Annotated in this window: 10 protein-coding genes and 2 pseudogenes; 6 read left to right on the top strand and 6 right to left on the bottom strand. The window is 51.3% G+C overall.

What is annotated here, in order from left to right; translation table 11 throughout:
- Positions 1–32: 32 nt before the first annotated feature.
- The 5 genes and pseudogenes from csy1 to tolA form a co-directional block, all read left to right on the top strand.
- Positions 33–578 (top strand): annotated as a pseudogene (csy1, locus tag U869_RS0123515) (type I-F CRISPR-associated protein Csy1); the annotation flags it as partial.
- Positions 575–1,498, top strand: coding sequence for a type I-F CRISPR-associated protein Csy2 (csy2, locus tag U869_RS0123510; RefSeq protein ID WP_025121166.1), 924 nt, complete (start codon positions 575–577; stop codon positions 1,496–1,498). The pseudogene csy1 and the gene csy2, both read left to right, overlap by 4 nt.
- 11 nt (positions 1,499–1,509) lie before the next feature.
- Complete coding sequence (gene csy3, locus U869_RS0123505) at positions 1,510–2,511, top strand: type I-F CRISPR-associated protein Csy3 (RefSeq protein WP_115650715.1); 1,002 nt, start codon at positions 1,510–1,512, stop codon at positions 2,509–2,511.
- Between the two features lie 11 nt (positions 2,512–2,522).
- Positions 2,523–3,077 carry a type I-F CRISPR-associated endoribonuclease Cas6/Csy4 gene (cas6f, locus tag U869_RS0123500; RefSeq protein WP_025124004.1) on the top strand — a complete coding sequence of 185 codons (555 nt, stop codon included), beginning with the start codon at positions 2,523–2,525 and terminating at the stop codon, positions 3,075–3,077.
- Between the two features lie 677 nt (positions 3,078–3,754).
- A complete protein-coding gene (gene tolA / locus U869_RS0123495; RefSeq protein ID WP_025121169.1) occupies positions 3,755–4,138 on the top strand; it encodes a cell envelope integrity protein TolA in 384 nt (127 codons plus the stop codon).
- Positions 4,139–4,368: 230 nt separating this feature from the next.
- On the opposite strand, the gene U869_RS32630 is transcribed toward tolA, so the two are convergent.
- Positions 4,369–4,530, bottom strand: a complete 162-nt coding sequence (locus tag U869_RS32630) for a YnfU family zinc-binding protein (protein WP_232785392.1) — start codon at positions 4,528–4,530, stop codon at positions 4,369–4,371.
- A 507-nt stretch (positions 4,531–5,037) separates the two neighbouring features.
- On the opposite strand from U869_RS32630, the gene U869_RS0123490 reads away from it, so the two are divergent.
- Positions 5,038–5,667 (top strand): LysE family translocator, encoded by a 630-nt coding sequence (locus U869_RS0123490; protein WP_025121170.1) that lies wholly within the window; start codon positions 5,038–5,040, stop codon positions 5,665–5,667.
- An 80-nt stretch (positions 5,668–5,747) separates the two neighbouring features.
- On the opposite strand, the pseudogene U869_RS30190 reads toward U869_RS0123490, so the two are convergent.
- From U869_RS30190 to puuD, 5 genes and pseudogenes are all read right to left on the bottom strand, one after another.
- Positions 5,748–6,233: pseudogene (locus tag U869_RS30190) on the bottom strand (transcriptional regulator); the annotation flags it as partial.
- 468 nt (positions 6,234–6,701) lie between these two features.
- Positions 6,702–7,982: an FAD-binding oxidoreductase gene (locus tag U869_RS0123475; RefSeq protein ID WP_025121172.1), complete on the bottom strand. Its 1,281-nt coding sequence runs from the start codon at positions 7,980–7,982 to the stop codon at positions 6,702–6,704.
- Between the two features lie 10 nt (positions 7,983–7,992).
- Positions 7,993–9,489, bottom strand: coding sequence for an aldehyde dehydrogenase PuuC (puuC, locus tag U869_RS0123470; protein WP_025121173.1), 1,497 nt, complete (start codon positions 9,487–9,489; stop codon positions 7,993–7,995).
- A gap of 15 nt (positions 9,490–9,504) precedes the next feature.
- Entirely contained in the window at positions 9,505–10,062 is a 558-nt protein-coding gene (gene puuR / locus U869_RS0123465; protein WP_025121174.1) for an HTH-type transcriptional regulator PuuR, read from the bottom strand.
- On the bottom strand, positions 10,059–10,820 hold the full coding sequence (puuD, locus tag U869_RS0123460) for a gamma-glutamyl-gamma-aminobutyrate hydrolase (RefSeq protein ID WP_025121175.1): 762 nt from the start codon (positions 10,818–10,820) through the stop codon (positions 10,059–10,061). The genes puuR and puuD overlap by 4 nt, the downstream gene beginning before the upstream one ends.
- Positions 10,821–10,840 lie beyond the last annotated feature (20 nt).

The following is a 10,840-nucleotide window of genomic DNA, read 5'->3' as shown; positions in this document are numbered from 1 at the left end:
TTTTACATCGGTAGCGACACAACAGCGTACGCGGTGGCCGCGCCTGGTTGTTGCCTTGTACCGCGCCAGTATGGCAAAGCCAAAATAAGCCGCCGTTAAACCAGAATTCTATTTTCCAAGAGCGTAAAGCCTTCTCTGCCATGGCGAGAGACGCGGTATGGCAGTTGAAGCAGTACCTGCGCAGTCTTAACCCACAAGATCGAAATACCGAGATCCGCCAGCAAAGAGCGGCCTTCGTTGATGAAATTATCGATACTTTATTCAGCTATGTGGCTGGCGTACAAAATCGGGAAGATTGGCAAGGCTGGAGCATGAAAGAAGAGTGCCAACTCTCGCGTGCTCAGCAGTTGTGGCTTGACCCATGGCGGATGAAAGATGACAAAGACTTCCAGTTTGAGCGTGAAGGCGGCGATTGGAAAAAGGAAATCGCTCTGGATTTTGGCGTATGGCTCAATCACCAGCTAAAAACCGAAGAGATGAAGTTTAGCGAAGTTGAGCGACGTGAATGGTCGACCGCGTCTTTGTTCAAGCGACGCCTGCGTGAGTTTGAGCAAGAGTTTAAGGAGGACTTCGCATGAGTACGTTGATCGTATTACGTCATGTTCGGGTGGAGAACGCTAATGCCATTGCAGGGCTGACCTATGGTTTCCCCGCTATGACTCATTTTCTTGGTTACACTCATGCGCTGTCCCGCAAACTGCAGCAGACTCACGGCTTAACCCTGCAAAACTGTGGTGTCGTCTGCCATCAGCAGCAACTCCATGCTTACTCTTCTGGGCGCGATTATGCTTTTGCCTTAACGCGCAATCCATTGACCAAAGAGGCCAAAACAGCGGCGTTCAATGAAGAAGGGCGAATGCATCTCACTGTTTCGCTACTGATTGAATGCCACGGCACCTTAGTTAATGGCGATCAGGGTGCCAAAGAGCTGGAGATGCACCTTGCCGAACTATGCCCAACTCAGCGTTTGGCTGGTGGTGTGATCACCGATATTGGCGCGGTCAAGGTAATGGGGACTCCTGAAAAGCCAGAGGATCTGCGCAAACTGATGCGCCGCTTGCTACCTGGTTTTGCGTTGCTCGATCGCTCCGAATTGCTGACCAGCCATTATCAAACGTTGTGTGAAAGTAACCCACAGGCAGAGCTGATAGATGCTTGGTTGGACTTTGCCGCGCTCAAATATCAAGCGCTGAGTGAACAAAATCCGCAGTGGGGTTACCGACCAAAGCCAGCGGCAGGTTACTTGGTTCCTATCCAGACCGGCTATCGTGCGATTTCCCCGTTATACGCGCCGGGGGAAGTCGAGAAATCCCGTGATCCAACAACGCCTTTCCGATTTGCCGAACCCGTTTATGGCATTGGCGAGTGGCGTAGCTTGCACCGCGTCACCGACCTGAATCAGTTGTTATGGCAATACCATCATCAAAGTGATGATTACCTCTGCCGCAGCGCGGTACCCGTTATTACTGAAGACTATCAATATAACGAAGAAGATTAACTTAAAGGACTATTCATATGGCTACTGTAAAAACTGCATCCGTATTGGCTTTCGAGCGTAAATTGGCAAACTCCGATGCCATTATGTTTGCTGGTAACTGGCAACAACCTGAATGGACGCCGATTGCGATCCAGGAAAAAGCGGTACGCGGTACGATTTCCAATCGTTTGAAAAATGCGATTGCCAGCGATCCGGCAAAGCTGGATGCCGAGATCCAAAAACCTAACTTACAGCGTGTAGATGTCGCGGCATTGCCATTTGACGCTGATACTTTAAAGGTCAGCTTTACTCTACGTGTGTTGGGTAACCTGGCACAGCCCTCAGTATGCAACGATCAGGATTATCAGGCTGAACTGGCGAAAGTGATCCAAGGCTATATCAAAGAGCATGGCTTCAAAGAACTGGCTGGGCGTTATGCTGAGAACCTGGCGAATGGGCGTTTCTTGTGGCGCAATCGCGTAGGTGCAGATGAGATCGCCGTTACCGTAAAAGGTAAAGAAAAAACCTGGCAGTTTAATGCCTGTGATCACAGCTTGCGTATGTTTAGCCAACCAAAAGGTGATTTAGCTGAACTGGCTAAGGAAATAGAACAAGGGTTGGCCGGGGATAGTTTTGCTTTCTTTAGCGTTGAAGCCTGTGTGCGATTGGGCAAAGGACAAGAGATTTTCCCGTCACAGGAGTTGGTGTTGGATAGCAACAGCAAGAAAAGTAAGGTGCTGTATCAGGTGGACGATATTGCTGCCATGCACTCGCAGAAAATCGGCAATGCGTTACGTACCGTCGATAGTTGGTATCCAGAGGCCGATGAATTGGGGTTGGGGCCCATTGCGGTGGAACCCTATGGCTCAGTGACTAGCCGTGGGCAAGCCTATCGCCAACCGAAACAAAAAATGGATTTTTACACTCTGCTGGATAACTGGGTGACCAAAGGGAAGGTGCCAGAAGTGGAGCAACAACATTACGTCATGGCCATTCTGATCCGTGGCGGCGTATTTGGTGAGAAAGGTGAATAAAGGGGCAGCGTATGGATCATTACCTTGATATTCGAGTGCTGCCAGATCCCGAGTTCACTACGACGATGTTATTGGAAGCGCTGTTTGCCAAGCTGCATCGGGCATTGGGTGGTGTCGGACAGGGAAGAATAGGCGTCAGCTTTCCCTCTGCCGGTAAAACACTGGGTGATAGGTTACGGCTACATGGTCCTCTGGCAGAGCTTACCGCATTTGAGACCTTACCATGGCGTAAAGGGCTGCGGGATTACACAGAATGCAGCGAGATTCAGCCAGTACCCTCTCATGTGAAATATCGTACTGTGCGGCGTGTGCAGTTTAAAAGCAGTGCTGAGAGATTACGCCGTCGCTCTGTTAGCAAGGGTTGGCTCACAGAGGAGGAGGCCAGAATGCGTATTCCTGATTCTGTTGAGGAACGTTCGGCGCTGCCATTTATCCGTTTGAAAAGCCTATCCAGCGCGCAGACCTTTTTGTTGTTTATCGAACAGGGCAAGATTTGCGATAACGCGACAGAGGGGGTATTTAGTGCTTATGGCCTAAGTGCAACGGCAACCATCCCGTGGTTTTAACCCTAATTTAGTGGCTGATTCTAACCTATTGATTTTAAAGGTTGGGATCAGTATTCTTTAGAAAAGGGTTTTTGAGTGGGATGGCCGGATTCTATTTTATTAATAGTAGGTTGCTGTTGGTTTGTAACAGTTCACTGCCGTGCAGGCAGCTTAGAAATATCACTTTAAAAGCGACCTGGCCAGACTGCTGTTCACTGCCGTGCAGGCAGCTTAGAAAAGTAGCAATCAGAATGCGCGGTTGATAGCCGGGTGCACTGCCGTATAGGCAGCTTAGAAAAATCTGGACCCTGCTGTAGTGTTTGGGGCATTGTTAACTGTCGTATCGGCAGCTTAGAAAGGTCTAGCTTTCTCAGGGGTAAACCGGCTAGAGTTCACTGCCGTACAGGCAGCTTAGAAAGTCGAGCTGCGGGAGGGCCGGGTATGAGCGGAGTTCACTGCCGTGCAGGCAGCTCAAAAGCCGAGGGGGGTATAGATAACCCATTGATCATCCTGACGGGCGCAGCATGCAGCGCCCCTACGTTTGAGTCTGGTGGTTTTTTATATGGTTTCGTAATTCAAATCCTTTGGTTTCTACCAATGCTCATAGCAATACCGGCAGCACAGAAATCAACTTCAAATGTTTCCGCGAGGGCCTCTTCTGTTACATTCAACGAACAACGCCAAAAGGGAATTTAGACATGAAAAAACTCACCTCTGTGTGTCTGGGCTGCCTGCTGTTTGTCTCTGCCTGTAGCCCCCATAAAAGCACCCGCACCCAGCCTATCGAGCTACAGCCACAAGAAATGGCACCATTTGTAGATAAAACAACCTATTACCTTCGTGCAATTCAGACCGCCATCCAGCGAAAGTTTTTTATTGGAGATAACTATCGGGGTAAGACTTGCGATGTTACGATCAAGATGTCCAAAGATGGGCTGATATATGACGCGCAAGGCAGCGGTTACCCGCCGCTATGTGAAGCTGCGCTGAAAGCCATCAAAAATGCTGACATACCCGCGCCTCCTGACGATGAAACCTACCAAAGAATCAAAAAAACAATCATTACCTTCCAACCGGATTGAGTGTCAGATACCAAGAGTTGTTGGGCTGATGGGAGTAAAGAGGAAGAATTCCGGGGTAAAATCCTAAATCAAAGCTCTGAGTATTAACCATTGTAATCGCATGGGTATAATGAACGCGTCTACCATATCCATTAGAAGTCCCGAGTGGTCTTTGCCGCTATCAAGCCCATTGATATTGATAGCGGTTTTTTCCCTGGGATCCTCGCTCTATCTCAACCAGTCTGGCACGCTCAATCTTCGCGTTTACGGAAATAATGTCCACAGTGGGGGCAGATAAGCGTGACGTTTTTCTTTACCTTACTGCGATTTTGCGGCGAACTTTTTCCACATTCAGGGCAGGTGACGTCCACTGGGGCATCACCAAAGAGCTTAAAGGCATCAAAGAAAGACATCTTTATCACCGGGTAGAGGTAGGAGGAGTTCAGTGTACCTTTATCGCTCGGTGATAGCTCCACATAGATTGGTAAACCACTGCCAAGTGTGCGGAAGGTGGTTAAGCGTCAGGGATGGAAGGGGGAGGAAAAAAGCCCCGCAAAAGAGAGGGGCAAACACAACAACACCAGGGAAATCGTTGATTACTAGTCTGTCATTACTATATGTTTTTTGAGACGAGAGTTCATCAATAAATTGCTGCGCCATTGCAACAATATAGTTAATTAATTTGTATGTATTTTACTTAATTCATATCCCTTGTGAATTTATCGGTGATTTGTGGTTAATAAGTAATCATGGTGGTTATTTTTTGTTGAATTGATGGCGGGAAGGATGATTTCTTGCTCCATCACCGCCTCCAGACAGAATGTGACTTGTATCACATCGGGCAGATCCCCTATATTCCCCCCCATAAAGATGTTGTCGTATTGCGATGCAGTGAGTTTTACATTTATCCGGAGTTGTTGATGGAGTTAACTACGCTTTTGCTTTATGTGATCGCCGTTAGTGCGGTGATGGTGACGCCTGGCCCTTCGATGCTGTTGGCGCTAAACAATGGTGCAATCCACGGTATGCGCATTGCCAGTTACGGTTTTCTGGGCGCGGTATTGGCCGATCTGCTGTTGATCGGTGCCGTAGGCTGCGGGTTGGGGGCGTTGTTACAGGCCTCTGAGCAGCTGTTTGCCGTGGTGAAGTGGGGCGGTGCGTTATATCTGGTGTATCTGGCATGGGTGCTGTGGCGGGCGCCGGTGAAGGCTCTAGCGGTAAACGCCAGCGCTGCCGCAGCGACCGGAAAAACGGCATTCCTGCGTTCCCTGATGGTTGGGTTGTCCAATCCCAAGGGGCTGTTGTTTTTCTCCGCTTTTCTGCCGCAGTTCATTCAGCCCGAAAAGCCGATTGCCATGCAGTACCTGATCCTGGCACTGGTCAGCGCGATCATCGACTGCGTGATGATGACTATCTATGCCTACGGCGGCCGTCATGCGATGCGTAAGTTCTCGGCGAACGTGATGCGCTGGGTAAACCGTAGCTGTGCTGGCATGCTCGGTGTGCTGGCCATCGGGGTGGCGCTCTATCGTCGCAGTGATGTGAGCTAGCGGTGATTTAAGCGGGGGCAGCATATAGCGCCCCATGGCAACAATATCTACAGTTTTAGGGGAGCTATTAAGCTCCCTTTTTAATACGCGGCAGCCGGTGTTAACAACGAGGCAAACTTAGGAATATTACCTACCGAAGGCGTTGCCGCTACCTCACAGACGGCTTCATTCGCTAGCATTGCGGTAAAGTTTGCATCTGATTTATAGAAGTGCTGATAGATATGAAATATATGCACACCAGTAGTTACCGCCAAGATAATCACCAGTGCAATTAAAACGTAGGTGATATTAACCTTTTTAAAATAATTCTTTTTCGCATTCTGCGATAATTCAGGTTCATCCTGCTTAATTGAGATCTCTTCAATCGTCACATCACTGGCAATTATTAACCCTACTTTTGGTATGGTTTCTATGATGTTTTTATCAATGCCCATACTCTTGATGATGCGCCGCAGCGTACTCAGACATTGGTTGAGATTATTGTTGCTGGCCTGTAGACCATAATCATCCCACACTCTTTGCAGAAGTATCTCTCTCTCAACAGTTTCTCCTTTATTTTTAATAAGAAAGGAGAAAAGTCAAGCCGCAGAAGAGGAGATAGTGACGATTTCTTCCTGGAGGTCCTGATGATAAAAACCGACGCTATTGGGGCAAAAAAGGACATCTCCTTCGATGCGATATTGGGGCTTAGTCATGTTGATTCACTCCATGTAAGTCAATTTACTCTACTTAAATAACGTTAATCCTAAGCCTTATAATATTATTTTTTTGGCGGTAGGGCAACAAAGAAGCAGTATAAAATAGAGCGTAATCAACAAACTTCGGATTAAAATCTGCCATGAATAGCGTTGGCAGTTATTAATATTAGGTAAATGGGCTGTAAATTATTAAAGGGCGATTAATAAAAATTAATGTCGCTAAATGGTTGATAGTTTTGCCAAACCCGGATTTTAACAAGATAGATAACTGAGAATCATCTTAGTTAGAGAAATGTATCAATTTAAGGGGCAAGTTGGTGTCTTGCCCCGAGAAATTTATACGCCAATACGGTCTCGTAAGGTGTAATAAGCGGCGCCGATGGCAGTGAAGGGGATTTGCAGGTTTCGGCCACCAAAGAACGGCAGGTGTGGCAGTTTAGCGAAGGCATCAAAGCGCTCTGCATCGCCGCGCATCAGTTCTGCGATCAACTTACCCGCCAGATGGGTACAGGTCACTCCGTGGCCGCTGTAACCTTGCATGTAGTAGACATTGTTTTCCAAGCGGCCAAATTGCGGCATGCGCGACAGCGTCAGCAAGAAGTTTCCGGTCCAGCGGTAATCAATACGTACGCCTTTCAGCTGTGGGAAGGTTTTCAGCAGCTTGGGACGGATCAGGTTATCGATATCATCAGGATCGCGGGCGCCATAGACCACGCCACCGCCGTACAGCAGCCGGTTATCACCGGTTAAGCGGTAATAATCCAGCAGGTAATTACAATCCTCCACGCAATAGTTTTGCGGGATCAATGAGGCTGCCACTTCAGGGGCTAACGGTTCGGTGGTGACTACTTGAGTCCCGCACGGCATGCTGCGTTTGGCCAGCCTGGGTTCCAGTTTATCGCCCAAATAAGCATTCCCGGCCACGATCACGTAGCGAGCGGTGACCTGGCCGTTGGCGGTGCTGACCAGCGCCGGTTCACCGTGGCGGATATGGGTGACTGCGGATTGTTCAAAGATCCGTCCACCCTGCAAGCGAATGGCCTCTGCCTCGCCCAATGCCAGATTGAGCGGGTGGATATGGCCGCCACTGTGGTCCAGCAGTGCGCCAACATAGCGATCGCTACTCACTTCCTGGCGGATACGTTCGCTATCAAGCAGTTCCAATTGGGTATTGCCGTAACGCTCCCAGTGCTGCTTTTGTTCGATTAGCGCGTGGTACTGTTTATTGTTAAGCGCAGCGAAGATCCCGCCGGGGCGATAGTCGCAGTCAATGGCGTAACGCTTGATACGGCTGCGGATAATCTCAGCGCCTTCAAACATCATGCTGCCAAGTACCTTGGCGCTTTCGGCACCGTAACGGCTTTCAATCACATCGATATCGCGGCTGTAAGAGTTGACCAGTTGGCCACCGTTGCGGCCGCTGGCACCAAAGCCGATGCGGGCAGACTCCAAAACCACCACGTTGTAACCGGCTTCAACCAGAAACAGCGCCGATGACAGTCCGGTGTAGCCGCCGCCAACGATACACACGTCACAATCGATCGATTCATTCAACTGCGGATAAGGCTGATGGTCATTGGCCGTTGCCGCATAGTAGCTTTTTACGTGTTCAGTCATCATCAATTCCTTATTCCAGAGAAATCCAGGTGGTTTTCAGTTCGGTAAATTTATCCAGCGCATGCAGGGATTTATCTCGCCCGTTACCACTCTGTTTGTAGCCACCGAAGGGCACGGTCATATCGCCGTCGTTGTAGTTATTGACGAACACGGTGCCTGCTTTTAGCTGGCGAGCCATGCGGTGTGCCCGTGATAGATCTCGCGTCCAAACAGCGGCACCTAGCCCATATTCGCTGTCATTGGCCAACGCCAGTGCCTGTTGTTCACCGTTAAAGGTTGTGACGGCTAGGACCGGGCCGAAAATCTCATCCCGTGCGAGGCTCATCGCATTGTCTACCTGGGTGAGGATGGTGGGGCCGAGATAGCCGTGATGACCGCCTTGCGGATGGGTTCGTCCATCAAGGAACAGCGAAGCTCCCTGGCTCAACCCCTGTTCGATATAGCTGGTGACTTTTTCGCAGTGCTGTTGGTCGATCAGCGTGCCCATCAGCGTTTGTGGGTCGAGTGGGTTGCCCGGCACGAAATCCGCAGCGTGTTTGCGCAACGCCTGTAAAAACGCTTGCTGAATACTTTCCTCTACCAGCAGGCGAGTACCGGCAATGCACACCTGGCCCTGGTTATAGAAGATCCCCGCCGCCGCGCCCTGTGCCGCCTTATCCAAATCCGGGCAGTCGGCAAAGATAATGTTGGCACTTTTGCCGCCGGCCTCCAGCCACACGCGTTTCATGTTGGATTCGCCGGCATACATCATCAATTGCTTGGCGACTTGCGTGGAGCCGGTAAAGGCGAGGGCGTCAACATCGTCATGCAGAGCCAGCGCCTTACCCGCATCGTGGCCGAAGCCAGGGATAATGTTCAGGACGCCATCGGGGAGTCCTGCCTGCTGTGCCAAAGCACCAAGATAGACCGCCGTGAGCGGTGACTTTTCGGAAGGTTTCAGCACCACGCTATTGCCAGCCGCCAACGCCGGGCCTAATTTCCAGCAGGCCAGCAGCAGAGGGAAATTCCAGGGTACGATGGCACCAACCACGCCGATCGGTTCCCGTTGGATCAGGGCGAGCGCATCATGGCCGGTTGGGGCAATTTCGCCATAGATCTTGTCGATGGCTTCGGCGTACCAGCGGATACAGCGGATCGCCCCGGGAATATCATCACGCAGGCTGTGGCGGATGGGTTTGCCGGTATCTAGCGTTTCCAGCAGCGCTAACTGCTCGCTGTGCTCTTCCATCAGGCTGGCAAGTTTGAACAGCGTCGCCTTGCGTTTACTGGGGGAGGCTTGTGACCAGTTGCCGCGTTCAAACACCTCGCGCGCCGCTTTGACGGCCAGATCGATGTCGATGTGACTGCCTCGGGCCATGGGTACCAGTTCCTCAACCGTGGCCGGGTTCTGTACGCTAAAGGTTTCGCCTTCGGCCGCTGGCAGGTAGCGGCCATTGATAAACAGCCGGTTCTCAATCTTCAGGGCCTGTGCCCGTTGTTGCCAATATTCTAGCTGGTGGAAGTCCATACCTTGCTCCGTTAATCAGAATGTCGTCGGCGTATGTGCGCTGATAATTCGGCAAATGCGCGCCGAGGTGTTACTGAAACTGTGGGGAATTGCGGTGTTGATGGCGTAGCTCTGGCCTGCCTGTAAGTGATAGCTTTGCCCGTTGACCTGCAACATCACTTCACCTTCCAGCAGGGTGCCGATCTCTTCCCCCTGATGTTTGAGCCGTTCACCGGTGGTGGTGCCCGGATCGTAGGTTTCGATCATCATTGCCAGGGTGCGCTCGGGGTTGCCGTTGTGGATCAGCTTCATCGAAACCCCCTGGCTGCCGATTTCGATCAGATCGTCGTGGTTGATGACGATCTGCGGTTCATGCGGCTGTTCCGGCTCGGTAAAGAAAGCCGATAGCGACAGCCCATACACCGTCAGCAGTTTTTGCAGCGTGCTGATGGCCGGGCTGACCTTGTCCTGTTCAATGGTGCTGATGGCGCTGTGCGTCAAGCCAGACAGTTCGGCGACCCGGCGCTGTGATAACCCCAACTGCTGGCGGATCTGCGACAAGCGTTTTCCCGGTGCCAAGCTGACGTCGCTCATAGGCGTTTTTCCTTTTGATAGTGCTGGCAGGCGTTGATAAAGCCTTCGAACAACAGGCGGGACAGGGCATATTCATCGCTGTTCCACTCAGGATGCCACTGCACTCCTAAAGCAAAAGGCTGATCGCGAATGCTGAGGGCTTCCACCAGGCCGTCGGCGGCATAGGCTTCAACCCGTACGCTGGGGCCGAGGGTTTTAGCGCCCTGGCCGTGCAGCGAGTTCACCCAGAATCGGTTGCAATCCGGCAGCAACTGCGTCAGCAATCCTCCGTCCTGCACGGTGACTTCGTGGGCAGGGGCATATTGTTGTTCCAGCGGCAGTTCGTGATCTTCCCGGTGCTCAAGCAGCTCGGGTTGTTCATATAAACGGCGGTGCAGCGTGCCTTGGGTTGCCACCACCAGCTCCTGCATACCGCGGCAAATGGCGAAAAGGGGGATGCGCCTGCTCAGTGCCTGGCCGATCAGCGCCAGGCTCAATTCATCGCGCCCAGGATCGGCGTCAGGCTCATCGCCGTTTTCACCATAAAGGTGCGGCTGCACATTACTGGGGCTACCCGGCAGCAAGATGCCGTCGAGGTGGGGCAGCAGTTCTGCCAGTAATTCCGACTCTGCCAGCGCGTGTGGCAGGGCGATGGGTAATCCTCCGGCGGTTAACACCGCATTCAGGTACTTTTCTTGCAAGGTCTGGGTGAGGTGCTGGTTTAACCTATACCTGCACATCACGACGCCGACGAGTGGTCTGTTAAATATATTGCCCATGCTATCCCCTCAGGTTGTTC

It is taken from the genome of Serratia sp. H1w (assembly GCF_000633355.1).
Classification (GTDB): Bacteria; Pseudomonadota; Gammaproteobacteria; order Enterobacterales; family Enterobacteriaceae; genus Chania.
Note: the sequence above shows the minus strand (reverse complement) of the source record. Positions and strands in the feature narration are given on the sequence as shown.

Coding starts and splice junctions, on each gene's coding strand:
- tolA (WP_025121169.1), top strand. CDS start 3,755: ATGAAAAAACTCACCTCTGTGTGTCTGGGCTGCCTGCTGTTTGTCTCT.
- puuC (WP_025121173.1), bottom strand. CDS start 9,489: ATGGACTTCCACCAGCTAGAATATTGGCAACAACGGGCACAGGCCCTG.
- csy2 (WP_025121166.1), top strand. CDS start 575: ATGAGTACGTTGATCGTATTACGTCATGTTCGGGTGGAGAACGCTAAT.
- puuD (WP_025121175.1), bottom strand. CDS start 10,820: ATGGGCAATATATTTAACAGACCACTCGTCGGCGTCGTGATGTGCAGG.
- cas6f (WP_025124004.1), top strand. CDS start 2,523: ATGGATCATTACCTTGATATTCGAGTGCTGCCAGATCCCGAGTTCACT.
- U869_RS0123475 (WP_025121172.1), bottom strand. CDS start 7,982: ATGACTGAACACGTAAAAAGCTACTATGCGGCAACGGCCAATGACCAT.
- U869_RS32630 (WP_232785392.1), bottom strand. CDS start 4,530: ATGTCTTTCTTTGATGCCTTTAAGCTCTTTGGTGATGCCCCAGTGGAC.
- puuR (WP_025121174.1), bottom strand. CDS start 10,062: ATGAGCGACGTCAGCTTGGCACCGGGAAAACGCTTGTCGCAGATCCGC.
- U869_RS0123490 (WP_025121170.1), top strand. CDS start 5,038: ATGGAGTTAACTACGCTTTTGCTTTATGTGATCGCCGTTAGTGCGGTG.